This window comes from Haloarcula sp. KBTZ06 (assembly GCF_048595605.1).
In the GTDB taxonomy this organism is placed as follows: domain Archaea; phylum Halobacteriota; class Halobacteria; order Halobacteriales; family Haloarculaceae; genus Haloarcula; species Haloarcula hispanica.
This window is the reverse complement of the sequence record NZ_CP184340.1, coordinates 190,093-215,155: the sequence shown is the minus strand read 5'-3', so window position 1 is coordinate 215,155 and position 25,063 is coordinate 190,093. Positions and strand designations below refer to the sequence as shown.

Here is a 25,063-nt window from a genome sequence, read left to right as displayed (position 1 = left end):
TTGCCGACAGTCACACAGCAAGCACGACCGGCACTCGGAGTGGTCAATCCCAAACCATTTTATCACTATCATTCCACTCTATCATTGACGATGGTGTACAAGCAACTGGAGGCGGCTGACCGTACAGAGCTGCGTGCGTTGCAAACCGACCGATTACAGGGGGTTGTTACGCACGCCTATGAGAACGTCCCGTTTTATCGGGAGAAGCTCGACGAAGCGGGCGTCTCGCCCGAAGACATCCAGAGTATCGACGACATCACGAAACTGCCGATGACGACGAAAGAGGATTTCCGCGACGAGTACCCCGATGGCCTGTTCGCCGTCGACGATGCGGACGTCGCCCGGATCCACGCGTCGTCCGGGACGACCGGGAAGCCGAAAATCGTCTCGTACACGGATGACGACCTCGACAGCTGGAGCGAAGTCGTTGCCCGTTCGCTGGCTGCGAGTGGGACCGAACCGGGCGACACCGTCCAGAACGCCTACGGATACGGGCTATTCACCGGCGGATTGGGGCTTCACGACGGAGCCGAGGAGCTGGGGGCCACAATTATCCCTATCGGGAGCGGCCAGACCCAGCGACAGGTCGAGTTGATGACCGACCTGGAGAGCGATGTATTCACATGCACCCCGTCGTATGCGCTGTACCTCGCCGAAACGGCCGAGGAAATGGGCCACGACCCCAGCGACCTGCCGATCTCGACGATTATCTTCGGAGCGGAACCGTGTACCGATCCGATGCGGGCAGAAATCGAAGAGCGGCTGGGCGTCGACGGCATCGATGTTTACGGGCTCTCGGAGATCATCGGTCCCGGCGTCTCGTGTGAGTGCCACGAAGCACAGGACGGGCTCCACATCTGGGAGGACCACTTCTACCCGGAAGTCATCGACCCACAGACGAAAGAACCAGTCGAGGAAGGCGAGGAGGGTGAACTCGTTCTCACAACACTCACCAAAGAAGCGTTACCGGTCTTCCGATACCGGACCGGGGATTTGACGACGCTGAACTACGACGAGTGTGCGTGTGGACGGACGATGGTTCGGATGGACAACGTCACCGGTCGGACTGACGACCTCCTCATCGTCCGTGGCGTGAACCTCTATCCCAGTGAAATCGAGCACGCTGTGCTTGACATCGACGGCGTCGCTCCGCACTACCGCATCGACCTCTACGAGGAGAACAACCTCGACGTCCTGGAACTCACCATCGAACGGACTGCGGAGCAAGGGCCGGGCGACAAAGCGCTGGAAGACGAAATCATCGAGCGACTGGAGAACGTGCTCGCGTTCACCCCGGACGAACTCGAACTCGTTGCGCCCGGGAGCATCGACCGAACGCAGGTCGGCAAAGTAAAACGCGTCTACGACCACCGTGACTGACTGTCAGGGCCGGTAGACTCGTCCGCGAAACGTCGCGATGCGCTCGCCATCCTGTGCAGTCACCGTTACCTCGTACTCTGCGGTGCTGTCCGCGAGATGCGTCTCCTCGGCGACCGCAGACAGCGTCTCACCGGTTTCGACGGCGTCTAAATACGAGATGTTCGTCTCCAGTGCGACCGCCGCCTCGCCGTGCGAGTTCGACGCCGCGGCGAAGGCTGCATCGGCGAGCGAGTAGACCGCACCGCCATGGGGCGTCCCATGAAAGTTCAGCAGGTCCTCGGTAATCGTCAGTTCAGTCTGGGCGTACCCCGAGTCGAGTTCGACGACGTCGATGCCGAGGGTTTCGCAGTACGCGTCGGATTCGATGCGCTCTCTGACTTCGTCGGCGACGCCGGACATACGGCCTGTGGTTCTATCAGGAATGATAAATATATACCGGTCGCCGCTGCTGTCAGCGGAGCGTAAAAATATAAATGTCTGCTATCAGATGGGGAACTATGGCGTATAGCTACGAGCCACACCACTTCGAGGACTTCGAAGAGGGACAGGAGTTTATCAGTGTCGGCCGGACGGTCACCGAGTCCGATTTCGTCATGCACTCTGCGCTGTCGGGCGACTGGACGGAACTGCATACGAACAAGGAGTACGCGGAAGAACAGGAGTTCGGTGAGCGGATTGCACACGGTCCAATGACGTTCGTGCAGGCGACCGGCTTCGTCTACCGGACCGGGATCGTCGAGCGGACCGCATTCGCGTTCCTCGGCATGAACTACATGGACCTCCCGAACCCGGTCCACATCGGCGACACACTCCAGTTGGAGATCGTCGTGGACAACACCAAGGAGGTCGGGCGCGACGACGCCGGGTTAGTCGTCCTCGACACTGAAATGGAAAACCAGGACGGAACCGTCGTCTTCAAGGGCGACATGAAGTTCCTGATCAAGAAACGCGAGTGAGTCAACTGACGCGTCTGAAAGCGATGCATCGGTAGCGGGTAGTGCCTCGATTGTGCGACTTGGAGATCGAGGATCGCGCTCTCGCCACCCAGACATTAATGATCAATAATAACAACTAAGACGCCGCGCACTCCCTCTGTTATTGCAATGGAGTACACCGGCCCGACAGACCTGTATATCGGCGGCGAATGGCGAAAATCGACCAACGGCGGCAGCATCGAGACGGAGGACCCAGCAACTGAGCAGCCCTACGCGTCGGTACAGAAGGCCGAGGCGACTGATATCGACGATGCGGTACAGGCGGCACAGGCGGCCGTCGAAGACGGCTCAGAGTGGGCGACGATGGACCCGGGGACGCGCCGGGCGAAACTCCACACGATGGCCGACGCCATCGAGGAGATGAAAGACGAGCTCTCCATGGTCGAATCCCACGACAACGGGAAAACCCCCTTCGAAGCCGGGCTTGAAATCGACATGGTCATCGATACGTTCCGCCATTACGCCGGGTGGACGGACAAGATACGCGGCGACGAGATTCCGGTCGAGGACGGCCGGCTCAACTACACCACCCGTGAGCCGGTCGGTGTGACTGCACACATCGCGCCGTGGAACTATCCCTTCCAGCTCGCCGGCCGCGGCCTGGCACCGGCGCTGGCGGCGGGGAACAGCGTTATCCTCAAGCCGTCCGCTATGACGCCGCTGTCGGCGCTGTACTACGCGAAAGCCGCCGAAGAAGCGGGCCTTCCGGATGGTGTCGTCAACGTTGTTCCCGGGAAGGGGTCCGAGGCCGGCGACGCACTCACCGGACACGAGGGCGTCGATCACGTCACCTTCACCGGGAGTACAGGTGTCGGAAAGACGGTCCAGCGCAGTGCTGCCAACGCGGTCGCCGACGTGACGCTCGAACTCGGCGGGAAGGGGCCGGCAGTCGTGTTCCCCGACGCTGACCTCGATGCCGCCGCCCGCGGCATCCAGTACGGGATTTTCATGAACGCCGGGCAGATGTGCTGGGCGAACTCGCGTATCGTCGTCCACGAGGACGTCTACGACGAGATGGTCTCCCGGATGGCAGAGATCGCAGAGAACATCCCACTCGGCGGTGGCATCGACGACGATGGGCAGATGGGACCAGTCGTCAGCGCGGGCCAGCAACAGGAGATACTCGACTACATCGAGACCGGCAAGGAGGAGGGTGCGACTGTTGTGGCTGGTGGTGGCGTTCCTGCGGACAGAGACACCGGTCACTTCGTCGAGCCGACCGTCTTTGCCGACGTGGACAACGGGATGACGATTGCACAGGAGGAGATCTTCGGTCCCGTGCTCACCGCAATCGAAGTGAGCGACGAGGAAGAAGCGATTGCGGTCGCAAACGATTCACCGTTTGGCCTCACCGCCTGCGTCTGGACGAACGACCTGACTCGCGCACACACCGTCACAGACAGCCTGGACTACGGGATGGTGATGGTCAACGAGACGCCCAACACCTGGCCACAGACACCCTTTGGCGGCACGAAACAGAGCGGCCACGGCCGCGCACAGGGCGAGCAGGCTATCGAGGCCTACACCGAGGTGAAAAACGTCCACATCAACCTCGGCTGAAACTTCCCCCGACGAGTCGTGCCCAGGCAGCCAGCAACAGTTCCACCGCTCTGCCTCACGCTGTGAAACTCCGAAGGCAAAACTAGCGAGTAATAACTGCTTACTCGAACTTTTTGAACTGCTGCAGGCACTCGTTGCAGTAATGAATCGACTGGCACCGCGACGGCCCGCGTGGGTGTTTCCGCTCGGTGTCGGTCGAGCCACAGTACGGGCACTCAGCGCCCGTCTGTTCGCCGCTGGTCGTGACACTGGGGTCGGGTTCACTCATCCGTCGAAACTCATGCCGAAGTCCCGCAGCGCTTCTTTGCCCTGTTCTGTGACCAGATCAATCGACCAGTCCGGGGCCCAGACCAGTCGGACCGACGCGGTCTCGATTCCGTCGACACTCTCGGCGGCCTCCTCGACCTCCCCGAGGATTATCTCGCGCGCCGGACAGCCGCTGTAGGTGAGCGTCATGTCGACCGTGACGTCACCGTCGGATACGTCGAGCCCGTATATGAGGCCCAGGTCGACGATGCTGACCGGCATCTCCGGGTCCTCGACCTGATACAGGGCTGCCCACACGTCGCGTTCAATGCCGTCGGCGTCTTCGCCCGTGGCCGGCACGTCGTCCGCTGCGTGGTCTTTAGTCTCGTAGTCGGTGTACGAACACGCGGTAGCATCAGCGTCCGCGCGTGGCCGGTCGTAGTCGCTACTCATCGTCGGCCGCCATTATCAGCGTCGCTTCGTCACGGCCCAGATTCCGGTAACTGGCCGTCATTTCGTCGTGTAGGTCGTGCCAGTGGTCGGTGTGTTCGTTGTCCCGGCCTGCCGGCGTTGCGGGGGCAGCATCGGTCGGCACGTCGAACCCCAGTTCGGTCAGGAACGATTCGACGCGGGTCTCCCACTCGGTGCGCATCTCGTCGAGGGTCATCGTGCGGATGCCCAGCCGGTCGATGTCGGCCTCCACGTCGCCAACGGGTTCGAACAGCGTGAGGGCGTACGGGTAGAGCTCGTCGATAGCCGCCTGAACGCGTTCGCTGGCCTCCTCGTCCAGTGCCATCCGGTCCAGCCAGCTCTCGGCGTGTTCGAGGTGATAGCCTTCCTCGCCCTGGATGCGACTCGTTCTGTTCCGGATGATTTCGTACGACGAGTCCTCGAGCGCAGAGAGGCGGATGTCTTCAGCGACGTCGTAGAGGTACGCTCTGACGATAGCATCGGCCCAGTCACCTTCCGCAAACGGTAGCTCGACGAGCGTACTGTGCTGGAAGTCGCTGGGGTCGCTCTCGTAAATGAGCGATTCCTCGGAGTAGCCGAGTTGCTGTACCGCATCGTACCACAGTCGGGCGTGGCCCAGCTCGTCCTGTGCGTTGTTCGAAATCGAGAGGTCCGATTCCAGTGTCGGCGCACGCACCTGCCAGAACGTGTAGCGTTCGGCCTGAACCAGCTCGTCGTCGGCGAGTCGGAGTAGCTGTGCCTCGACTGCGCGCTGTTCGTCCTCGGACAGGTCGGCTGGACCGCCGAGGTCGGATTCCGTTGTTGCCATTAGATCTCACCTCGCTGTTTCTCCGCTTCTATCTGCTCGGATTCGGAGGCTTCGACCTCCTCAGCAGCCGGATCGACGTTGTACGTCTGTGCGAACCGGTAGGACTTGTTGGTCGTCCCACCGAAGCTCACGTCGTCCTCGGTGACTTCGCCGATGTACTGGTGCTGTACGACCCAGAGACTGTTGGGGTCGTCGTCACTGAACGTTGCAATCGCCGCCTGTTCTGCGCCGGCGGTGCTGGGGGCTTCGACGTCACCGCAGTGCGTGTGATACCCGCCGGGCTGGTCCTGCCGGAAGACAGCCCACGGTTTCTCGGCGCTGTTTCCGACCTCGTCACGGCTCTCTGCGTCAGGATCGACCTGCGTGATTTTCTCTTGCGGGGCAACCCAGAGCGCGTGGGTCGGCTTCCGCCGCCCGTGCTGGATGACCGAGAACTGCTTCGCCATCTCTCGGTCGGGTGCGTGGACGTCCCGGCAGTGAACGAAATCCGCGTCCGGACTCTGTTGTCGGAATACTTCCCAGATCATCGTTCTCAGTCCGCTGCCTGTGTCTGCGGGCCGCTGTTCGTGGTCGTCTGGTCGTCCATCATGTCACGGACCCACTGCACCGCTTCCTGGGCCTGCCGGCGACCGGAAATCTGTTCGATACTGCCGTCATATTCGTTCTGCGAGACGGTGAAGAACTCGTCCCAGTCGAGGTCGTCCTCGACGACCTCGTAGGTCCCGTCACCGTTGTCCCGAATGCGTGGCTCGTCGGGCATCTCCAGCCCGTATTTTTTCGCCTTCGGGATGTAGGTGTTGAGGAACGCGTTCCGAAGTTCGTCGTTTGTACACGTCTTCAGCCCGACCTCCGCGGCGAAGTCGTGGTGGGTGCTCTGGTCGTCGGTCGGGCCGAAGAACTGCAGAATTCGCGGCCACCACTCTTCGAAGGCCTCCTGAGTCATGCGCTGTTCCCTCCGGGAGCCGTTCATCAGTTCGCGGAGGATCGACTCACCGTGCTTGACGTGCATCCCCTCTTCGAAGCATATCTTGTCCATCGCGTGGGCGTACGGCTCCCAGCTGGACTTTTTCAGGGTCGCCTGACGACGCATCGCAGCCCCGTCGACGAAGAAGGCAATCATCGGCGTCTCGACGTAGCTCTCCATCGGGTAGTGGAAGCAGTTCAGGAACTTTCCGTCCCCGTTCGCCAGGTCGTCGAGCATCTCTTCGCGGGTCTTGATACCGAGCGACTCCGCCGCTCGGTAGAGCATCTGGCCGTGGCCGATTTCGTCCTGCACCTTCGCGCTGAAGGCCATCTTTCGCTCGATGCTCGGGGCTTGTCTGATGAAGGGCCGTTCGAGGTACGCCCCCATAATCTCGCTGTTGGCGTGGAATTCAAGCATCCGCGTGGCTGCCTTCCGATACTCTTCGGGAAGGTCGTCTTTCGGGCTGAACTCCCGGGGTCCAGCGCGGGCTTTGACTTCGTCAACGTTCATATGTATCCCATAAATCGTGAGGAATGTTCATACTAATTTGCCCCTATATAGACGGGTTTTATAAGTATATCCGCACATATACGAGGCAATGATAGAGGAGTGTCTAATGGTCGAATTTCGCATCGAGGGCGATGACTGTCCACTGGCAGATGCGAGTAGTGCCACTGGCACGCCCATCGAGGCGGCCCCGCCACTCCTCCGGGATGACCGTAACGTACTGTTGCGGTTCAGCGCGCAGGCGAGTGAGGAACTCGGGGACTACCTCGACGGCGACGACCGGATCCGCTATCTCTACCAGTCAGTTACCGAGGGTCGGTACAACTACCGATGTCTGTCGCTCCAGCAGTGTGTCGTCCACAAACTCATCAGCGCGGGCTTCATGGTGGAATCGCTGACCTATCGGGACGGAAACGCGATTCTAACTGGCGCTGTGGTGGGCCACGAGATCCTCCAGACGGTCATGGAGACGGCCGGTGAAACCGTCGGCGTGAAGCTACAGCGGGTGTACGCCCTGCGTGCGAGAGAAGACGCGTCTATCGCCCAGCAGTGGGACCTGACCCCGGCACAGGCGGAAAGTCTCCGGTACGCGGTCGAGATGGGCTACTTCGTCGTCCCACGACAGACCACCGCTAGTGAAGTCGCCGCCGAACTCGGTATCAGTAAGTCCGCGTTCCTCGAACGGCTCCACCGCGCACAGCACTCGCTGCTCACACAGCTGTTCGGCAGCGTCGGCGAAGGCCGACCGGACGACGACCGGGAGTAAAGTACCCGCGCGTGTGAGTACGACCATGCGCGTTGAAGACGGCGCTGTTCGACGAATCGTATTCGACCGTCCCGATGTCAAAAACGCGATGACCGGGGCGGTCGCGACTGAGCTCGCTGCTGCGCTCGCTGACCTCGACCCAGCGACACACGATGCCGTGCTCCTCACCGGCGACGGCGACGCCTTCAGTGCCGGCGGGGATATCGAGGCGATGAGCGAGCGTGAGGAGTCCGCGACGGAAGCCTACGAGCGGGTCCGGACGACGCTGGGTCGGGTGGCCAGCAACATCCTCGAAGCGCCGGTGCCTGTCGTCGCGAAGGTCAACGGGGATGCGGTCGGTGCCGGGCTGTCGCTCGTGGCTGTCGCTGATTTCGCGTATGCCGCCCAGTCCGCCCGGTTCGGTGCGTCGTTCATCAGCGTCGGCCTCGTGCCGGATATGGGCGCAACCGCGATACTCCCCCGGCTCATCGGGCTCAGGAAGACCAAGGAACTCGCGTTCACCGGGAAACTGATCGACGCCGAGACCGCCGCCGAGATAGACCTGATCAACGAGGCTGTCGAGCAGCGTGACCTCGACGCGCGGACGGCCGACCTGCTCGAAACGCTTCAGGCACAGCCGACGGCGAACCTCGGGCTGGCGAAGGAAGCGATCCACGACAACATCGGCCAGCCGTTACAGACCGGGCTGCGTCAAGAAGCACGCATCCAGTCACTGGCGTACGATACGCCGGCTCATTCGCGTGGTGTCGAGGCGTTTCTGGACGGTCGAACCCCGGACTTCGATTAGCGGTGGAAAAACTCCTGTGCGTTTTCGAACAGAATCTTCCGCTGGACGTCCGTGTCGAAGTCGGTGTCGCGGGCGAACGATTCGAGCCACGTTTCGGGGTCGATCATCGGGTAATCGGTGCCGAACATCACCTTGTCTTTGAGAACGGTCCCGGCGTAGTGAAGGACCTGATCGTCGATGTACTTCGGCACCCAGCCCGAGAGGTCCATGTACACGTTGCCCTTCTGCTGGCAGATCGCCAACTGCTCTTTCTCCCACGGGAACGCGGGATGGGCAATGAGGATGTCGAGGTCCGGATAGGCGGCGGCCACGTCGTCGATAAGCATCGGGTTGCCGTACTTGACCTTCAGGCCACGGCCGCCGGCGCTACAGGCCCCGAGCGTCGAGTTGCCGCCGTGAAAGACGACGGGGACGCCGAGGTCTTCGATGGTACTCCACAGGTGGTCGTGGCGTTCGTCCGAGGGGTCAAAGCCCTGTGCGATCTGCTGGAACTTGAACCCGGAGAGGTCCAGATCCTCAACGCACCGGATTGCCTCCTGCACACAATCGTCTTTCAGAGGGTCGACGCTTCCGAACCCGACGAAGAAGTCGGAATACTCGTCCCGGACCTCGGCGACGTAGTCGTTCGGGACGGGTGGGTTCCCGGTGTTCGTTTCCGCGTCCCAGCCAAGCAGGACAGCGCCACCGACGCCCGCTTCATGGTACTCCGCGAGCATCTCCTCGTAGTCCCACGTCTCCAGGTCAGTGCCAAAGCGGTCGGCGGCGTCTTGCATCATTTCGCCGCCAGCGTCGTGGAGGAACTCACTGGTCGGCTGATGCGCGTGCGTATCGAACAGTTGCCTGTCGGCTACGCCGGGGAGGTCGGTTGTCACAGAAGGAGCTTTTACCCAGTATCATAAAAATCCATGCCTGATTGTGCTGTGCGGAATACTCACCGGAGCGAGTGGAGAATCGTGCTGAGGATACCAGCATCGAGAAGAGCCGATGATAACGGCGGCAGACGAACAAATCGCCAGACGAAGGCTCACCCCCGGTATGGCCGGGCGTCAACCCCCTACAATCTTACTACCGGGGAGTGAAGGCACAGCTATGGTTCGTCGCAGTGTTCTGTTCGCACCGGGTGACAATACGGAGTTGATGCGGAAAGCGGCCGGTGGCGACGCCGATGTCGTCGTCTTCGACCTCGAGGATGCGGTTGCACCGGCGGATAAAGAGCAGGCACGTCAATCCGTTCAATCAGTACTCTCGGCTGTCAGTTCGGACAGCCACATCTGCGTTCGCATCAATCCAGTGGGGGTAAGCGCCACAGCCGACCTCGCTGCGATACTGACAGACGCCGGTCCCGACAGCGTGATGCTCCCCAAGGCCGGGTCCGCCGACGACATCGAAGCACTGGAACGGCTCCTCAGAGAACACGATACGGACCTCCCGGTGCTTGCGCTGGTCGAATCGGCCACCGGCGTCCTCAACGCGGCGGAGATCGCAGCCGCCGATTCCACCGATGCGCTCCTGTTCGGGGCCGAAGACCTCGCGGCCGACATCGGTGCGAGTCGCACCAGCGATGGACGGGAGGTGCTCTATGCACGCCAGCGGGTCGTCGTTGCGGCCAGCGCCGCGGGAATCGACGTAATCGACACGATCTACCCGGACTACGGCGATCTGGACGGCCTCCGCGAGGCAACTGAGTTCGCCGCACAACTCGGGTACGACGGGAAGATGGCGATCCACCCGGACCAGGTCGCGGTCATCAACGACGCGTTCACCCCCAGTGACGAGGATATCGCATGGGCCGAACGCGTCGTCACAGCCGACAACGAGACAGACGCCGGCGTTTTCGAGGTCGACGGGGAGATGATCGACGCACCGCTTATCGCACAGGCGGAGCGTGTCCTCGAACGCGCTCGCGAAGCCGGTCAGCGGTAGCCAACGGCAACACCTATCCGGGACCTGGCTGTGCTGTCGCGTATGAAAGACGTCGTCCGGCAGAACTTCGATGCCAGCGTCGACGCCTACACGACCTACGAGCGGCGGACCAATCGCTTCACGTCGCTCGCGCGACTACTCGCCGCCGAGATGGGCGCTCGTACTGACGGCGGCCTCGGGACAGTTCTCGATGCGGGCGCAGGAACAGGCGTGAGCACACGCGTATTCGCCGAGACAACAGCGGACACAATTGCCCTCGATATCAGCCGCGAGATGCTGAGCGAGATCGAGTCCACTGCTCGACTGCAGGCCGATTTCGACCATGTGCCACTCAAAGACCGGTCAGTCGACGGCGTCGCGTTTACCGCCTCGCTCTTTCTGGTCCCTGACCCGGCCGCCGCAGTGCGAGAAGCCGCCAGAATCCTCCACACAGACGGCGTGGTCGGCGCTGTCGCACCGCTGGGCTGGTTCCGGCCTGACGGCACGGACGTCTTCGAACAGTTCGAGCGCGAGTCACGCTCCCCGACTGATACACCGGCTATTCGGGACGCCCTCGCGGACGAGTTCTCGACGATTACGGGGACCTGGAATTTTTCGACGACTGCCGAAAACATCCGGCTGTTCCACGCGATTCCCGCGATGGCCGCACGGCTCTATCCGAAACTCGAAACGGAGGAGCGGGTTCGACAAGCTCGTGAACTCCTCGGCGCTCTCGACGGCACGTTCGAGCAACGATGGCGCTGGGTCGTCGGTGTGCCCGAATAGGTGACTTGAATCTGCGGTTCGTCCGTCGAGCGGTCACAGCGTCACTCGGCGTGGTCCCGTTTCAGCGACAGCACGGTGCGGTCGAACTCACAGACGAGGACGTCGTCCGAATCTGCGAGTTTGAACACCTCGACGTGCATCGTGACGACGCCGCGTTCGCCGTCGCTGGTCTCGCGTTTGTCGGTCACGGTCGACTGCACGCGAATCGTGTCGCCGTGGAACACCGGGTTCGGATGCTTGACGCTGTCGTAGGACAGGTTCGCGACGATGGTGCCGTCAGTCGTCTCTGGAATGGTCAGTCCGACAGCGACACTCATCGTGTAGAGCCCGTTGACCAGTCGCTCGCCGAACTCCGTCTCGGCCGCGAACTCGGCGTCGAGATGGAGCGGCTGCTGGTTCATGGTCATATCGCAGAACTGCTGATTGTCGCGCTCGCTGACGGTACGGCGCTTCTCGTGTTCGATGGTCTCGCCGACCTCGAACTCCTCGTAGTAGCGTCCTGTCATAGCTCAGAGGATAGTTCCGTGTTTCTTGTCCGGGAGGTCTTTCTCGACGGTCTCGTAGAACGCAAAGCGGTTCGTCAGTTCCGTTCTGAGGTCGCTCGGCGGGACGATGTCGTCGACGACGACCTCGCTAGCCATTCGATGAATGTCGATATCCTCGCGGTAGGCCTCGCGGAGTTCCTGCTCCTTTTGCTGTCGCTCGTCCTCGTCGTCGATCTCGGAGAGCTTGCGGGCGTAGACGGCGTTAATAGCCGCTTCAGGTCCCATGATCGCGATTTCCCCACTCGGAAGGCCGATTGTCGACTCGGGGTCGTAGGCGGGACCGGACATCGCGTAAATGCCCGCGCCGTAGGCCTTCCTGACCACAACGGACTGCTTGGGCACTGTCGCCGAAGACGTGGCGTAGATCATCTTCTTGCCCTGTTCGAGGATGCCCTCTTTCTCGACGCCAGACCCGGCCATGAACCCCGGCGTATCGCAGAGATACAGCAGCGGGATGTTGTAGGCGTCACAGGTCCAGATGAACTGGGCGGCTTTCTCCGCCGCGTCCGGGAAGATGGCCCCGGCACGCTGGGCTGGCTGATTGGCGATAACTCCGACTGGCCGCCCGTCTATCCGGGCGAACGACGTGATTATCTCCTTGCCGTATTCGGGCCGGAGTTCGAGCGTCGACCCGGCGTCGACGACCCGCTCAATCACGTCAAACATATCGTAACCCTTGTTCGGCTTGTCCGGGACAACGGCGTCGATACCCTCCGGCGAGCGCTTCGGGGCCGTCCCACTGGTCTGTGGTGGGTCTTCGTCGGCGTTGTCTGGCAGATAGCCGATGAGTTTCGCGACGAGTTCGCGGGCGTGTTCCTCGTCGTCAGCGATGAGGTCCGCACTCCCGGAGTGCTGTGCGTGGACAGCAGGGCCTCCGAGGTCGTCGAGGCTGATCTTTTCGCCGGTGACCATTTCGACCATCCGGGGGCTGGCGATGGCCATTGCGCTCATGTCCCGAACCATGACGGTGAAGTCCGCGAACACCGGCGTGTAGGCTGCACCGGCGATACAGGGACCGTACAGCACACAGATCTGCGGGACCCGCCCCGATAGCATCGAGTGGTTGTAGTAGAACTTCCCGATACCTTCGCGGTTGGCGAAAAAGCCCGTCTGCTGGTCGATACGGCCGCCCGAGGAGTCCATCAGGTACAGCACCGGACGCCCGGTTTTCAGTGCCCGCTGTTGCATCCGGAGGAACTTCTCGACACCCTTTGCCGCCATGCTGCCACGTTTGACCGTGTAATCGTTGGCCATGAAATGCAGGTCACGGCCCTCGAACTCCGCGGCCCCCGTGATGAGCCCGTCAGCCGGGAGCTGGTCGTCGGCGTCGAACTCCGCAAATTTCCCGTCTTCGAACAGGAAATCGTCACCGAACCACAGGTCGATACGGTCCCGGACGAACAGCTTGCCCTCCTCAGGTAACTGCTCCTTGTACTTTTCCGGCCCGCCTTCGAGGATCTCTGCAATCTCCTCGCGCAGGGCCTCTTCGCGTTCGGTCGGACCGAGGTCGTCGTCGACCGGTTCCGTGGATTCGTCCCGTCGAGTGCTGTCGTACGTGGCACTGGCGACCGTTTCGCCGCTGTCAATGACGAGGGTAATGTCGTCCTCAAAGTGTGTCGCCAGCGCCTCGGCAATGGCCTGTGCTTCCGATTCGGTCGCGTCGTCTGAAATTCTGACTTGCATACTTACTCCTCCAGTACAACCAGGGTGTCACCCATGTCTACGGAGTCGCCCTCCGCGATCGGGACGGACGCGACAGTGCCGCCCGTGGATGCCACCACGTCGTTTTCCATTTTCATCGCCTCCAGCACGCAGACGACATCGCCCGCTGCGATATCGTCACCGGGCGCGACTTCGGTCGAGAGGATAGTGCCCTGCATCTCAGCCGTAATCGCACCCGACGTGGCCACCGGGCCGCCACCGGATGAATTGCCGCCCGAAGCGCCACTGCCGGAGCCGCCACTGGCGTTACCATCACCGGAGACGCGGGGTCGTCCGTCCGTAACGACGACATCGAAGCGCCTTCCGTCGACTTCGACGGCGATTTCGTCCGTCGACGCCGATGAGGTGTTGCCGCCGACCTCGTCTGTCCCCCACCGCGCGACGGCCGCGTCAAGGGCATCGTCGGCGAGTTCCTGATCGAGGTATTTCGTCGTGTGCGTCCCGGCGCGGAACGTGTCGTCGTCCAGCATCAATCGATGGAACGGGATGGTCGTGTGGACCCCCTCGACGGTGAAATGGTCGAGGGCACGCCTCGACCGGTCCAGACAGTGGTCCCGGTCCTCGCCAGCGACGATGAGCTTCGCGATCATCGAGTCGTAGTCGCCCCCGATCTCGTCGCCCTGCGAGACTGCGTGGTCGAGCCGCACACCGATACTGCTTGGCGGCGCGTACGTCGTCAGCGGTCCCGGCGTCGGCGCGAAGTCCTCGGCCGGGTTCTCCGCGTTGATTCGGTACTCGACGGCGTGTCCGTCTATCGACACGTCCTCCTGTGTAAAGTCCAGTTGCTCGCCCGCGGCGACCCGGAGCTGCCAGCGAACGATGTCGATGCCCGTCACAGCCTCGGTGACGGTGTGTTCGACCTGAATGCGGGTGTTCACCTCCATGAAGTAGAACTCCCCGTCCTCGACGAGGAACTCCACCGTGCCGGCGTTCGTGTACCCGGCTTCGCTGACACCGCGTCTGGCGGCCTCGCCGATCTGCGTCCGCAGTTCGGCATCGAGAGCGGGACTCGGGGCTTCCTCGATGACCTTCTGGTGGCGACGCTGGAGCGAGCAGTCGCGCTCGCCCAGATGACGGACGTTGCCGTGTTCGTCTGCAAGCACCTGCACTTCGACGTGTTTCGGTGCTTCGAGGTACTTTTCGACGTACACGGAATCGTTGCCGAAGTAGGCTTCCCCCTCGCGCTTCGCGCTCTTGAGCGCCTCCGCGACCTCGGCCTCGCTCCGGACGATCTTCATGCCACGACCGCCGCCGCCACCTTCGGCTTTTATCGCGATGGGGTAGCCGTACTCGGCACCCAGTTCGCGCACTTCGTCCGGCTCGCTGACAAGGTCCGTCGTGCCGGGGACGACCGGGACGCCGGCATCCTGCATCACCGTCCGGGCTTTCGTCTTTTCGCCCAGCGTCTCCATTGCGTCGCTTGGCGGCCCGACCCAGGTGATGCCGTCGGTAGCCTCGACGCGGCCAGCGAACTCAGCGTTTTCGGCGAGGAAGCCGTACCCGGGATGGATCGCGTCGGCCCCGGCCCGCTCGGCAACATCGAGTATCGCGGTCTGGTCGAGGTACGACTCGCTTGCGGGTGCCGGGCCGACGTTGTATGCGTCGTCGGCGTACTCAACGTGGCCGGCGTTGCGGTCGGCATCGCTGTAGACGGCGACCGTTTCGATACCCAGCTCTTCACACGCAGCCATCACACGGACCGCGATTTCGCCGCGGTTTGCGACAAGGACTTTCTCGAACATTAGTAGGATCTGGGGAAGCCGAGGTGCTGGCCGATATGGTTGTACGCCATCTGCTGGGAAACCGGGGCCAGCCGTGTCAGGTTGATTTCGCGCCACCAGCGTTCGACGTCGTACTCCTTCGCGTAGCCCCAGCCGCCGAACGCCTGCATGGATTGCTTGACCGCTTCGATGCCAGCACTGACGGCCGTCGCCTTCGCGACGTTCGTCTCGTACCCGCACTCCTCGCCCTGGTCGTAGAGCCAAGAGGCCTTCTCACGCATGAGCGCCGCCGTTTCCATGCGTGCGTACGCCTTGGTGATCGGGAACGACACCGCCTGATGGCTCCCGACAGGCGCGCCAAACACCTCCCGGTCGCTAGCGTACTCGATAGCAGTGTCGGCGGCCAGTTTGCCGATACCGGTCCCGGCGGCCGCAAAGCCGATGCGTTCCGGGTTCAGCATATCGACCAGAGTCCACCAGCCGTCGTCTTCCTCCCCCAGGAGGTTCTCCTCGGGGACCCGAACGTCCTCGATGAAGACTTCACAGGACTTCGAGTAGTTGATGCCGTGTTTGGGAATCGGGGACACGTCGATGCCGGGGTCGTCCATATCGACGATAAACAGGCTTATACCGTCGGTCCCGCGCTCGACCTCGTCGCGTGGGGTCGTGCGCGTGACGAGAATCATGTTGTCAGCCCGGTCGGCGAAGGTAATCCAGGCCTTGTTCCCGTTCAGAACGTACTCGTCGCCGTCTTTCTCCGCGCGGGTGGCGACGTTCAGCGTGTTTGTCCCGGCCTCGGGTTCCGTGATGCCGATAGAGAAGTTTCGCTTGCCGTTGGCGATGTCCGGCAGATAGGTCCGTTTCTGCGCTTCTGTTCCGCTCTCGCTGATACCGGCAGCGGCCATGCCGGCGGTGAGCACCAGATACCAAGTGCCTGCCATGCCACAGCCCTTGGCACAGAGCGTCTCCATGACCAGCCCCATCTCCTGTATGCCCATCCCGGCCCCTTCGTACTCCGGCGGGACCAGCAGGCCGTGGAAGCCGGCCGCGGCCAGTTCGTCCCAGAATTCCTCTCCGAACTCGCCTGCTTCCTCTTTCTCGCGCCAGTACTCCGGTCCGTACTCGGCCGCCACGTCCGCCGCGGTCGACCGAATCATCGAGCGTTCCTCTGTTTCTTCGAAATTCATTGTGGTTGTGTCTGCGTTGGCACTCGTACTGCTTGATACCCTGTGTCAGGATTCGACTTCGGCTTCTGCTTCGGCGTCGTCGTGGAGTTCGGTTCGGCGAATTTTCCCGGTCACTGTTTTGGGTAGGCCCTCCCGGAACTCGATTTCGCGCGGGTACTCGTGTGCTGAGAGCTCTTCTTTCACGTAGCTCTGGATGTCTTCTTTGAGCGAGGCGGATGGCTCAGCGTCCTCGCTCGGCACGACATAGGCCTTGACGATGTTCCCTCGCGCTTCGTGTGGTTTGGGGACGACTGCCGCCTCGGCGACCGCGTCGTGTTCACCCAGCGAACTCTCGACCTCGAACGGCCCGATGCGGTAGCCAGCAGAGAGGATCACGTCGTCCGCACGCCCCTCGAACCAGAAGTAGCCGTCCTCGTCTTTGTGTGCCAGATCACCCGAGAGGTACCATGTCCCGTCCGGTCCGTCGACGAACGCTCGCTGGGTCTTCTCGGGCTTGTTCCAGAACTCGGCGAAGAAACACGGGTAGTCGCCGCGCTGTGCGATTTCGCCCGTCTCACCGGGTTCCAGAACCTCGCCGCTCTGTGGGTCGACGATGTCGGCCTCGATTCCGGGGAGTGGTTTCCCCATCGACCCGGGCCGGAGGTCCATCGTTGGATAGTTGTTGATGATCATGTTCCCGGTCTCAGTCTGGCCGTACGTATCCAGAATCGTGACGCCGAGTTCGTCTTCTCCCCACTCGACGACGCCGGCGCTGAGCGGTTCGCCGATGGAAAGCGCATGCCGCAAATCGAGGTCGACATCCGCAAGGACCTCCTCGTTCTCCCGGAGCATCCGGTACGCCGTCGGAACCGAGAACAGGACGCTAATCGGGTATTCGTCGAGCAGGGCGGCCCACTCGTCGGTGTCGAACTCGCCTTCGTACGTGAACAGCGACGCACCCCAGAACCAGGCACCGAGGGTGTTGATTGCACCCGTCAGCCAGCCGAGGTCACCGGTCGACCAGTACAGGTCGCCGTCTTGAAGGTCCACGGCGTACTTCTGTGTTGCCGCGACGCCGGCGATCCAGCGCTGTTTGTGGAGGACACCCTTGGCCAGCCCGGTCGTTCCCGAAGTGTAGTACAGCAGCGCGTCGTCTTCCCCGCTGGTCTCAGCGACCTCGTACGCCGTGCTCGCGCCATCAAGCGCGGTATTGAACACCACGTCGTCAGCGGGTGCGCCGCCCCCGCGGTCAACGGTGAGTACGTGTTCGACCGACGGGGCCTCGTCCAGCGCGTCTTCGACCGTGTCGCGATTGTCGGTCGTGGTGACGACGACCTTCGCGTCGCAGTCGTCCAGACGGTACGAGATGCCGTCGGGGCCGAACCGCTCGTTGACACTTCCCCAGACGGCACCGTGTTTGAGCGTGCCGACCAGCGCCACGTAGTGCTCCGGAATCCGGGGCATGTATGAAAAGACCCGGTCACCCTGGGCGACCCCGAGGTCGTCGAGAACGTTGGCGAACTGGCTCGAACGGTCAGCAAGCTCCCAGAACGTCATTTTCGACAGCTCTCCGTCGGTCCCGACCTGGTAGAGTGCGACCTGGCCCCGGTCGGTCGCGTGACGGTCGGCGACTTCGTGCCCGATGTTCAGCTCGTTTGGTGCGTCCCAGTCCGCTGCCGCGTATATATCGTCCCAGGAGAACTCGTTTCGCGCTGTGTCGTAGTCCGGGAGGTTGTGGCTGGTGACCATACACCGCTCGGAATACCGGGTTCTGGTATAACTGTACCGGTTACTTTTTGCGAAAAACGTATTGAATCTATTTTATTTTTCATTCCTACCTAGGTATTATTCGATTGCAGTATGGCGTAAACAGAACTGATTACAACATATTCGAAGATATATACACGCGAGAGACATATTCAGTGGGGCGATTCGTTTTCAGTCGTCTCTCCGGGAGCGGTGTCGGGTTCGTCCCACAGGACACGAGCCACGTCGCGGACGTCGTTCGGGAAGGAGTTCTCGAACGTGACTCGCGGCGCGATGTAGGTTTCCTTCCAGCGCGGGTCCCACGCCGCGTTCACGTACAGGCGCGAGCCGGTTTCGTTGTCTCGTCGATAGTGAGGGCGTGTCGCTGCCGGTGCATCCGGTTCGCTGAACGTCCAGTCGCGGGCGGGGTGGGATTTCAGCCAGATATCGGCCAGAACGCGGCCGAAGTCCTGTGGCGGAACGTCTTCATCGACGATAACGACCGTGTCGAAAAGCGACGAGAACGAAAAGAGGATGTTCGCGAGTTGCCACTCGAAGCCGCCGTAGAGCACGTCACTAGCGACGAAACAGATACCGAGTTCAGCCTCTGCCGGCAGCATAATCCATTCGACTGGCGAGATGCCCCAGTAGTTGTTGAGTCGGTGATAGAGCGCTGCGGCGGTCACGAGCCCCGTGAGACGGGTGTCATCCGCGAGTGGGCGACCGACGGGGGAGACGGGGATGACCGGGTTTTCAGTAGTGCGGACGCGCTCGACCGACAGCGAGAGCGGGCCGCTCTCGATGACGTATTCCCAGCCCTCTCGACGGTCGGACCGGAAGTCCGGCTTGCAGTCCACGACCGTCGTCTCCATGACGACCTCCGTCGCGCTCGGGACGAGGCCGCCGTTGGTCGGGACGAGCGGGACGGTTCCGGTCACCCCACAGGACTGGATCGGCGTGGCAGTTTGCTCGGTGACAGCGAGCAGGTACGCCGTCGTGATCGCCGCCGGCGGCACGCCGAGCGCTATCGTCATCGTCGTCCCTTCGCCGACAAGCGACGACAGCGTGTCTGGGACACGCACTCTGAGCGTGTCGCCGCCCACGACCGAGCCGTGAACCGGTGCCCAGTGTGTGCCGTCAGCGGTCGAAACCGATGCGACACCGAGCGTCATAGCAGGCCACGTATCGGTTTCGCTCTGCGGGAACTGCAAGTCCTGTGCGTCGATATCTCTCCCCGAGGCCGCCCGACTCGTGTATGTCGGGTCCGTATTCCCGCCGGCCGGGCCGAGAGTGCTGATCGTCTCCAGTAGATCAACGAGCGGAGCTTCCGGGTCGAGTCCGAGGCCGAGCGACAGCCGCGACCACGGCCGGGCCTCGCGCTGGTGTGTCTGGTCCGGGCCGCTGAACACACCGCTAACTAGATCACTGCCGGCGGCGCGCTGGAATCGAAGCGCCGGCCCACTCGCCCGGAGCGCCTCCGCCGCAAGCACGTCCACCGGGACTTCGAACGGGCCGTCGAGTCGGACGAGGTCGTCGTCGCCGGCCAGTCCGCGGACGTACTGCGTGAACGGTATCACTGTGATTGGCCCTCCCGCTCGTCAAGCCGGTCGAACCGCGCAGCGTTTAGGCCCGCATCGACCAACCGCTCCTGGGCTCGCTTCCGGGTTTCTGTGGTCGCTGCCATCTCCGCCGCGTCACCGTCACTCGTTGCGTCAATGTAGGCTTTGGCCGTCTTCGCCTTCGACGTCCCCACGTCCGCGTTGCCCTTCTCGTCGGGCGTCTGGTAGATGTTGAGCGGAACTTTCGGCATTCGCTCGACGCCGAACTGATGGAAGTCGGCGTCCGGATCGGCCTCAAGCGCGATAGCTGTCAAGACTGCCCGTGGGTCGAGCGGGTCGACAGCAGCGTCGACAAACACGAAGAAATCGATGTGGAGCATCCCCCACGTCGTGAAAATGAAGTTCGCCAGTTCGTGGAGATAGCCCGGATACGGTCGATCCGTCGCGATGACCCAGACGGTGCGAGAGGTGAATCGCCACGGGACCGCCATCGCAACGTCGAATCCGGCGGCCCGAAGACCGACAGTCGCGTCGGGGCCGGCCGCGACGAGCCGGAGCGTACTGGTCGAGTTTTGCCCGTATCCGACACCGCTCCCCTCGACACAAAACGGTATTCGCGGTTCGTGGCGGTGGGTGATCGCATCGACCTCGAACACCGGCATGGAGCGTCGCGGGCCGTTCATGTAGCCGAAGTAGTCGCCGAACGGCCCCTCGTCGAGGCGGTCGTCGGGTCGAACGTGGCCTTCGAGAACTAACTCGGCCGTCGCCGGGACGTACAGGTCATTGGTTTCGCACTGGACGAGGTCCACAGGCTCGCTTTTCAGGCCGCCCGCGAATGCCGCTTCGCTCCGGCCTGTCGGAATCCACATATCCGCAGTACACTCGACGGTGGGTTCGGCACCGATGACGACCGCGACGGGCATCGGTTCGCCCCGGGGTTCGTAGTCGTAGTAGTAGCGGTTGGGTACCTGCTCGCCGGCCAGTAACAGCAGACTGGCCTGGGAGGAGTCGTGGATCATCATGCGATGGCTCGACCAGGTCCCCCACTCCGTGTCGGGGTCCGGTGCGACGATGGTGTGGAGATTCGAGTACCGTCCCCCGTCGCCCTCATGGATATATGGCCACGGAAACGACAGGAGGTCGACCTCGTTCCCCGTCCGCACTGTTTCTTTGCAGGGAGCCTCCTGGCTCGCGACAGTTCGGGGCGCTTGTGGCGCGTTGAGGCGATCAATCACTCGGTCGTAGTACGTACGGCCCGAAAGGCCGCCTGAGAGTCCCAGCGCGCGGGCGAAGTGATCCCAGGGACGCGTCTGGGGGCCGCGGTACGGATCGCCAACCAGTTTCGACTCCGTCTCTAGCCCTGCGATGGACTCGAACACCGGAATCGGGCCGTCGCGGATATTGGCGAGCATCGTCGCCGCGCTCGCTTCGAGGTCCCACGACACCGGTTGGTCAAAGGACCGGAGCCAACCGGTCGTGTCGAGCAAATCGAGGTACTCGCGGAGCGAACTAACCGACATAGATCACTCCTGTTGTTCCAGCACGCGCCTCAGTGGGTCGTCGTCGAGTTCACGGCGGACCTCAGCGTAGGCGTCAAGCAGGGCCGGTCGTTCTGTGGCGAGCTGGTCGAACGCGATCTCGCGAAGCGCATCGGCCGTTGACTCGTACTCGCCGGTCTCGACGAGATACTGTAAGAGGACCTTCAGATCGTCGGATCGTGTATTGAGGATGTTCGACGCCGTCTCCTGTTCGGCCGCCAGATGCGTCACCAGCTCCTGATCGATACCAGTCGCCTCAGTCTCGTCGAGCAGTTCGACGTATCTGGTCTCGCTGACGCTCTCGTGTGGCCCGGCGACGATTGTTAGCGGTTCCGGGTCAGTGAGCGCATCGGGGTCTTTGGCAATCCGAACGCGTGCCTCGAAAATGCGTTTCGTTTGGGCATCCGTGATCTGTAGTGTGGTCTCTGTCTGTGCTTCCTCGGGGAGATGGTCTGCTGACGTGATGTAGTGGTTCGACATTACCTGCCCTCAGTTGTTTTGCTGATGTTCTTAGCAACCTCTTGTCCCTATTGCATATATGTACCGTCGTCAGTCCACCGTTTCACTGACTTGTGCATCCCAGGCACAGTTTGTCACTCGAATCGGCCCTCTATGAGCTGAAATGCGCGGATCACTAGTATTGAGAGGTTGTCAGAAAGTGTATATTTACACGAGCCAACATAATGTTTCCTTCAGTTATATATGCCGCTTGATCGAAGCCAGAGTATGCACTGCCAATTGACGCGACTCAGCCGTTTTCGCTTCGATAGATGAACGGATTGTTTCGCCGGTACCTGGTCGTTATCGTCCGGTTTTTACCCTTCGCGCTGTCATTTCTCCGTGACCGTCGGCGGTTCGTCCTTTTTGGCTCACGAAGACAGGTTCCAGACGAGCAGCATCGACAACGGGCCGAGCAGATCCGGGATACGATGCTCGAACTCGGACCGGCCTTCATCAAAGTCGGGCAGGTACTCTCGACGCGCCCAGATATCGTTCCACCGGTGTATGCCGACGTTTTCGGAACCCTTCAGGACGAAGTTCCAGAGGCCGCAGGGGGAAATCCAAAGCACGTCGTTGCGGAAGAACTGGGCGACGAACTCGATCAGTCGACGCTCGAACCGGTCGCCGGCGGGTCGCTCGCGTACGTCTATACGGCAGACTATCGGGGTGAGCGAATCGCACTGAAAGTTCGACGTCCCGAACTGAAACCCGTGATTACGCGTGATCTCCGGGTGGTCCGGGGGCTGCTTCCGCTGATTCGCCCCTTCGCTACCGAACGCCAGCAGTATTCGATCCAAAACGCGGCTGACGATTTTGAGGACATCATCCTGAACGAGTTGGATTTCAAGCGTGAAGCGACGATCATGGCCGATATCAGGGAGAACTTCGACGACGATGAGCGAGTCGTCATCCCTGCCATCTACGAAGACCTGTGCTCTGAGCGCGTGTTAGCTATGGAGTATCTGACCGGTCGGAAAATAACCGACGACGACGCTTTCGACGATGTCGACGTGACGCCACACGAGATGGCGACACGGATCATCAATGTGTACCTGGAGATGGGTCTCGTCGACGGCGTGTTCCACGCTGACCCCCATCCGGGCAACCTCGGCGTCACAGACGACGGCCATCTGTTACTCTTCGATTTCGGCATGAGCGAACGCCTGCCACCGACGGTTCAGGACGATATCATCGCCCTCTATCGGGCACTCGTCCGTCGTGACGTGGACGACCTGGTGGACGCGCTCATCGCGCTCGATGTCCTCGAACCACACGTCAACCGCGCCGAGGTCGGCCGGGTGCTCGAACTTGTCATCGAGAACCTCGAAGGCCAGTCGGAGATCACCTGGCGGCAGATCATTACGGAGTTGACGACGACCCTCCGTGCGTTCCCGTTTCGGATTCCGCCGGACGTGATGCTACTCATCCGTGTCGGGACCGTCGGTGAGGGCGTCTGTCGACAGCTCGATCCGGAGTTCGACTTCCTCGCCGCTGTTCGCTCGTTTCTCGTCGAACAGAACCTCATCGAGAGTGAATTGGACGCAATCATCGAGGAAACGTGGGCGGACGTGCGCCGGTCGCTTCCCGCGCTGGCACGGGTCCCGTCACGAGTCGACCGAACGTTGTATCGGCTCGAACGTGGTGAACTGGTCGTCCGTACGGAACCGGCTGATGGACATGGAATAGGGGAGCGGAATCTCGGTTACGCGGTGATCGCCGGAGCGCTCATCGTGGCAGCAGCGATTCTGACCTTTCACCAGCGTCCGTACGAGATCCCAGTACTTGCCGTCGCCGCCGGCTTTCTCCTCGTCTACCTCGTCGACATCGAGTCGTAGCTCCTGCCTCACCGGGTCTCCAGAAGAACAAACAGCAATCCGACCGAGAGTCGGAATGCAGGTGACGGCACAGGTGTAGTCGGCTCATCCGGAATGGCTCGCGCAGTTCTCCGGTCATCAGGGAAAAACCGAGCACGGCTCCGAAGTCGCCACAGCAGACGACCGATACCGGCTCTCACACCCGAAGTTTGACAACTTGGAGGCATGAACCCCTAGAGAATGGTCGCGATCATCGATTCGCTCCTCCTTCGTCTCCTCGTTGCATTCGGTATTGGTGCTCTCATCGGACTGGAACGGGAACAGGCGAAATCTGGGGGCACGTTCGCTGGCAGCCGGACGTTTCCGCTGTTTGCCCTCGTCGGTGCAACCGCCCAGGCGTTCTTTCCGGCCCTCTTACCTGTCACAGTCCTCGCTATTGCAGTCCCCCTGACCGTCGCGTATGCCGGGAAAGTGCTGACTGAAGGGGATATCGGACTCACGACGGTGACCGCTGCCTTGCTCACTGTCCTTCTGGGTGCGTTGGCAGTGTCCTCCGAACGCGGGATGCTGTTCGCGATCATTCTCGGCGGGAGTGTCACTGTCCTCATGTCGGCGAAACCCACGATCCACAGTTTCGTCGACCAGATCGACGAGCGGGAACGCCGTGCCTCGCTCAAATTCATCCTCGTCGTGGTGGTCGTGCTGCCGATCCTGCCTGATCGTGAACTCGATGTCCTATACGGCCTCAATCCGCGGTTCATCTGGCTGATGGTCGGCTTTGTCACCGGCCTGAGCTTCGCTGCCTACATCTTGAGCCGGTTTCTCGGAGCCAAGCGGGGGATCGCCCTCACGGGAATCCTCGGCGGGTTCGTCTCTTCGACCGCGACGACGGTCTCGATGGCCGAGCGGATCAGTGAAACTCCAGAGCTCTACAAGATCGGCTCGTTCTCGATTGTCGTCGCGTCGATCGTCATGTTCCCGCGCGCACTCGTCGAGGTCGCCGTCGTCAACCCGGCCTTACTCCCTCGCGTCGTCGTTCCGCTCGGAGTAATGACTGGTGTCGGCGTGGGTATCGCCGGCATCGTCTACTGGCAATCGACGACAGAGTCCGCGGTCGAGACCGATCTCAAGAACCCGTTTCGTCTCCGACCGGCACTGTTTTTCGGCGCTGTTTTCGCAATCGTGCTCCTCGTGTCCCAGTCCGCGAATACCTGGTTCGGCGACTCGGGTATCTATGCGACTGCGTTCCTCTCGGGGCTCGCTGACGTCGACGCCATCACGCTTACGCTGAGCGCGCTCGAAGCGGACGGTGAGATCTCGCCCGAAGTAGCGACTACCGGCATCGTCATCGGCGCTATCGCGAATACGCTCACGAAAGCCGGACTCGCGTGGCTACTGGGGACGGTCGAACTGGGCCGGCGAGTGACGGTCGCTCTTGGAATCGTCGCCGCCGCCGGACTTGCTGTCGTCGTCCTCTAACCCGCTGCGGCATCGAAACAACATCGCTCCCGACAAAACGCGTCCGGAAGCCGCGGAAGGATTGCCCGCGAACGTGGTACCGAGAAGCCCGCAGAATAGC

The 25,063-nt window shown here is 61.8% G+C and carries 23 protein-coding genes and 2 pseudogenes; 9 read left to right on the top strand and 16 right to left on the bottom strand.

What is annotated here, in order from left to right:
- Positions 1-90 precede the first annotated feature (90 nt).
- Positions 91-1,380 (top strand): phenylacetate--CoA ligase PaaK, encoded by a 1,290-nt coding sequence (gene paaK, locus ACNO8S_RS19355; RefSeq protein WP_044952595.1) that lies wholly within the window; start codon positions 91-93, stop codon positions 1,378-1,380.
- 3 nt (positions 1,381-1,383) lie between these two features.
- Here paaK and paaI read toward each other — a convergent pair whose 3' ends face one another.
- Positions 1,384-1,779 (bottom strand): hydroxyphenylacetyl-CoA thioesterase PaaI, encoded by a 396-nt coding sequence (gene paaI, locus ACNO8S_RS19350; protein ID WP_014030896.1) that lies wholly within the window; start codon positions 1,777-1,779, stop codon positions 1,384-1,386.
- 98 nt (positions 1,780-1,877) lie between these two features.
- On the opposite strand from paaI, the gene ACNO8S_RS19345 reads away from it, so the two are divergent.
- The gene (locus ACNO8S_RS19345; RefSeq protein ID WP_008308373.1) at positions 1,878-2,336 is read left to right on the top strand and encodes a MaoC/PaaZ C-terminal domain-containing protein; all 459 of its coding nucleotides are present in this window, start codon (positions 1,878-1,880) and stop codon (positions 2,334-2,336) included.
- 147 nt (positions 2,337-2,483) lie between these two features.
- The gene (locus ACNO8S_RS19340) at positions 2,484-3,935 is read left to right on the top strand and encodes an aldehyde dehydrogenase family protein (RefSeq protein ID WP_420183014.1); all 1,452 of its coding nucleotides are present in this window, start codon (positions 2,484-2,486) and stop codon (positions 3,933-3,935) included.
- A gap of 100 nt (positions 3,936-4,035) precedes the next feature.
- On the opposite strand, the gene paaE is transcribed toward ACNO8S_RS19340, so the two are convergent.
- The 6 genes and pseudogenes from paaE to paaA all read right to left on the bottom strand — a co-directional run bounded on the left by paaE (position 4,036) and on the right by paaA (position 6,934).
- Complete coding sequence (gene paaE, locus ACNO8S_RS19335) at positions 4,036-4,203, bottom strand: 1,2-phenylacetyl-CoA epoxidase subunit PaaE (protein WP_004594293.1); 168 nt, start codon at positions 4,201-4,203, stop codon at positions 4,036-4,038.
- Positions 4,200-4,634: a 1,2-phenylacetyl-CoA epoxidase subunit PaaD gene (gene paaD / locus ACNO8S_RS19330; protein ID WP_151104029.1), complete on the bottom strand. Its 435-nt coding sequence runs from the start codon at positions 4,632-4,634 to the stop codon at positions 4,200-4,202. The genes paaE and paaD overlap by 4 nt, the downstream gene beginning before the upstream one ends.
- Entirely contained in the window at positions 4,627-5,460 is an 834-nt protein-coding gene (gene paaC / locus ACNO8S_RS19325) for a 1,2-phenylacetyl-CoA epoxidase subunit PaaC (RefSeq protein ID WP_050036549.1), read from the bottom strand. The genes paaD and paaC overlap by 8 nt, the downstream gene beginning before the upstream one ends.
- Positions 5,460-5,759: pseudogene (locus tag ACNO8S_RS19320) on the bottom strand (PacF protein); the annotation flags it as partial. The pseudogene ACNO8S_RS19320 and the gene paaC, both read right to left, overlap by 1 nt.
- A gap of 69 nt (positions 5,760-5,828) precedes the next feature.
- Positions 5,829-5,987, bottom strand: a pseudogene (locus tag ACNO8S_RS19315) (PacF protein); the annotation flags it as partial.
- 5 nt (positions 5,988-5,992) lie between these two features.
- Positions 5,993-6,934, bottom strand: coding sequence for a 1,2-phenylacetyl-CoA epoxidase subunit PaaA (paaA, locus tag ACNO8S_RS19310; protein ID WP_146418170.1), 942 nt, complete (start codon positions 6,932-6,934; stop codon positions 5,993-5,995).
- Positions 6,935-7,040: 106 nt separating this feature from the next.
- Between paaA and ACNO8S_RS19305 the strand changes: the two genes are divergently transcribed.
- Both ACNO8S_RS19305 and ACNO8S_RS19300 read left to right on the top strand, forming a co-directional pair.
- A complete protein-coding gene (locus tag ACNO8S_RS19305; protein ID WP_151104211.1) occupies positions 7,041-7,697 on the top strand; it encodes a helix-turn-helix domain-containing protein in 657 nt (218 codons plus the stop codon).
- Positions 7,698-7,722: 25 nt separating this feature from the next.
- A complete protein-coding gene (locus tag ACNO8S_RS19300; RefSeq protein WP_050036548.1) occupies positions 7,723-8,484 on the top strand; it encodes an enoyl-CoA hydratase/isomerase family protein in 762 nt (253 codons plus the stop codon).
- On the opposite strand, the gene ACNO8S_RS19295 is transcribed toward ACNO8S_RS19300, so the two are convergent.
- Positions 8,481-9,356, bottom strand: coding sequence for an amidohydrolase family protein (locus ACNO8S_RS19295; RefSeq protein ID WP_050036547.1), 876 nt, complete (start codon positions 9,354-9,356; stop codon positions 8,481-8,483). The two genes, ACNO8S_RS19300 and ACNO8S_RS19295, sit on opposite strands and share 4 nt — an antisense overlap.
- Before the next feature lie 217 nt (positions 9,357-9,573).
- On the opposite strand from ACNO8S_RS19295, the gene ACNO8S_RS19290 reads away from it, so the two are divergent.
- Entirely contained in the window at positions 9,574-10,407 is an 834-nt protein-coding gene (locus tag ACNO8S_RS19290) for an HpcH/HpaI aldolase/citrate lyase family protein (RefSeq protein WP_420183013.1), read from the top strand.
- A 42-nt stretch (positions 10,408-10,449) separates the two neighbouring features.
- Entirely contained in the window at positions 10,450-11,172 is a 723-nt protein-coding gene (locus ACNO8S_RS19285; RefSeq protein ID WP_008308352.1) for a class I SAM-dependent methyltransferase, read from the top strand.
- 41 nt (positions 11,173-11,213) lie between these two features.
- Here ACNO8S_RS19285 and ACNO8S_RS19280 read toward each other — a convergent pair whose 3' ends face one another.
- The 8 genes from ACNO8S_RS19280 to ACNO8S_RS19245 all read right to left on the bottom strand — a co-directional run bounded on the left by ACNO8S_RS19280 (position 11,214) and on the right by ACNO8S_RS19245 (position 21,649).
- A complete protein-coding gene (locus tag ACNO8S_RS19280) occupies positions 11,214-11,678 on the bottom strand; it encodes a MaoC family dehydratase (RefSeq protein WP_420183012.1) in 465 nt (154 codons plus the stop codon).
- A 3-nt stretch (positions 11,679-11,681) separates the two neighbouring features.
- Positions 11,682-13,400, bottom strand: coding sequence for an acyl-CoA carboxylase subunit beta (locus ACNO8S_RS19275; protein WP_014030908.1), 1,719 nt, complete (start codon positions 13,398-13,400; stop codon positions 11,682-11,684).
- A 2-nt stretch (positions 13,401-13,402) separates the two neighbouring features.
- Positions 13,403-15,181, bottom strand: coding sequence for an acetyl/propionyl/methylcrotonyl-CoA carboxylase subunit alpha (locus ACNO8S_RS19270; RefSeq protein WP_050036543.1), 1,779 nt, complete (start codon positions 15,179-15,181; stop codon positions 13,403-13,405).
- The gene (locus ACNO8S_RS19265) at positions 15,181-16,347 is read right to left on the bottom strand and encodes an acyl-CoA dehydrogenase family protein (RefSeq protein ID WP_050036542.1); all 1,167 of its coding nucleotides are present in this window, start codon (positions 16,345-16,347) and stop codon (positions 15,181-15,183) included. Before ACNO8S_RS19265 ends, ACNO8S_RS19270 begins: the two co-directional genes overlap by 1 nt.
- Before the next feature lie 45 nt (positions 16,348-16,392).
- Entirely contained in the window at positions 16,393-18,075 is a 1,683-nt protein-coding gene (locus ACNO8S_RS19260; protein WP_064287173.1) for an acyl-CoA synthetase, read from the bottom strand.
- A gap of 170 nt (positions 18,076-18,245) precedes the next feature.
- Positions 18,246-19,649: a prenyl carboxy-lyase gene (locus ACNO8S_RS19255; protein WP_420183011.1), complete on the bottom strand. Its 1,404-nt coding sequence runs from the start codon at positions 19,647-19,649 to the stop codon at positions 18,246-18,248.
- The gene (locus tag ACNO8S_RS19250) at positions 19,646-21,151 is read right to left on the bottom strand and encodes a UbiD family decarboxylase (protein ID WP_420183010.1); all 1,506 of its coding nucleotides are present in this window, start codon (positions 21,149-21,151) and stop codon (positions 19,646-19,648) included. The genes ACNO8S_RS19255 and ACNO8S_RS19250 overlap by 4 nt, the downstream gene beginning before the upstream one ends.
- 3 nt (positions 21,152-21,154) lie before the next feature.
- The gene (locus ACNO8S_RS19245) at positions 21,155-21,649 is read right to left on the bottom strand and encodes a hypothetical protein (protein ID WP_014030914.1); all 495 of its coding nucleotides are present in this window, start codon (positions 21,647-21,649) and stop codon (positions 21,155-21,157) included.
- A 290-nt stretch (positions 21,650-21,939) separates the two neighbouring features.
- On the opposite strand from ACNO8S_RS19245, the gene ACNO8S_RS19240 reads away from it, so the two are divergent.
- Entirely contained in the window at positions 21,940-23,505 is a 1,566-nt protein-coding gene (locus ACNO8S_RS19240; protein WP_420183009.1) for an ABC1 kinase family protein, read from the top strand.
- 219 nt (positions 23,506-23,724) lie between these two features.
- Positions 23,725-24,963 carry an MgtC/SapB family protein gene (locus ACNO8S_RS19235; RefSeq protein WP_420183008.1) on the top strand — a complete coding sequence of 413 codons (1,239 nt, stop codon included), beginning with the start codon at positions 23,725-23,727 and terminating at the stop codon, positions 24,961-24,963.
- Positions 24,964-25,063: the final 100 nt, after the last annotated feature.

Bases quoted from the DNA above. Each gene is read 5' to 3' on its own strand.
- paaK (WP_044952595.1), top strand. From the start codon at position 91: ATGGTGTACAAGCAACTGGAGGCGGCTGACCGTACAGAGCTGCGTGCG.
- paaI (WP_014030896.1), bottom strand. From the start codon at position 1,779: ATGTCCGGCGTCGCCGACGAAGTCAGAGAGCGCATCGAATCCGACGCG.
- ACNO8S_RS19345 (WP_008308373.1), top strand. From the start codon at position 1,878: ATGGCGTATAGCTACGAGCCACACCACTTCGAGGACTTCGAAGAGGGA.
- ACNO8S_RS19340 (WP_420183014.1), top strand. From the start codon at position 2,484: ATGGAGTACACCGGCCCGACAGACCTGTATATCGGCGGCGAATGGCGA.
- paaE (WP_004594293.1), bottom strand. From the start codon at position 4,203: ATGAGTGAACCCGACCCCAGTGTCACGACCAGCGGCGAACAGACGGGC.
- paaD (WP_151104029.1), bottom strand. From the start codon at position 4,634: ATGAGTAGCGACTACGACCGGCCACGCGCGGACGCTGATGCTACCGCG.
- paaC (WP_050036549.1), bottom strand. From the start codon at position 5,460: ATGGCAACAACGGAATCCGACCTCGGCGGTCCAGCCGACCTGTCCGAG.
- paaA (WP_146418170.1), bottom strand. From the start codon at position 6,934: ATGAACGTTGACGAAGTCAAAGCCCGCGCTGGACCCCGGGAGTTCAGC.
- ACNO8S_RS19305 (WP_151104211.1), top strand. From the start codon at position 7,041: ATGGTCGAATTTCGCATCGAGGGCGATGACTGTCCACTGGCAGATGCG.
- ACNO8S_RS19300 (WP_050036548.1), top strand. From the start codon at position 7,723: ATGCGCGTTGAAGACGGCGCTGTTCGACGAATCGTATTCGACCGTCCC.
- ACNO8S_RS19290 (WP_420183013.1), top strand. From the start codon at position 9,574: ATGGTTCGTCGCAGTGTTCTGTTCGCACCGGGTGACAATACGGAGTTG.
- ACNO8S_RS19285 (WP_008308352.1), top strand. From the start codon at position 10,450: ATGAAAGACGTCGTCCGGCAGAACTTCGATGCCAGCGTCGACGCCTAC.
- ACNO8S_RS19280 (WP_420183012.1), bottom strand. From the start codon at position 11,678: ATGACAGGACGCTACTACGAGGAGTTCGAGGTCGGCGAGACCATCGAA.
- ACNO8S_RS19275 (WP_014030908.1), bottom strand. From the start codon at position 13,400: ATGCAAGTCAGAATTTCAGACGACGCGACCGAATCGGAAGCACAGGCC.
- ACNO8S_RS19270 (WP_050036543.1), bottom strand. From the start codon at position 15,181: ATGTTCGAGAAAGTCCTTGTCGCAAACCGCGGCGAAATCGCGGTCCGT.
- ACNO8S_RS19265 (WP_050036542.1), bottom strand. From the start codon at position 16,347: ATGAATTTCGAAGAAACAGAGGAACGCTCGATGATTCGGTCGACCGCG.
- ACNO8S_RS19260 (WP_064287173.1), bottom strand. From the start codon at position 18,075: ATGGTCACCAGCCACAACCTCCCGGACTACGACACAGCGCGAAACGAG.
- ACNO8S_RS19250 (WP_420183010.1), bottom strand. From the start codon at position 21,151: ATGTCGGTTAGTTCGCTCCGCGAGTACCTCGATTTGCTCGACACGACC.
- ACNO8S_RS19245 (WP_014030914.1), bottom strand. From the start codon at position 21,649: ATGTCGAACCACTACATCACGTCAGCAGACCATCTCCCCGAGGAAGCA.
- ACNO8S_RS19240 (WP_420183009.1), top strand. From the start codon at position 21,940: ATGAACGGATTGTTTCGCCGGTACCTGGTCGTTATCGTCCGGTTTTTA.
- ACNO8S_RS19235 (WP_420183008.1), top strand. From the start codon at position 23,725: ATGGTCGCGATCATCGATTCGCTCCTCCTTCGTCTCCTCGTTGCATTC.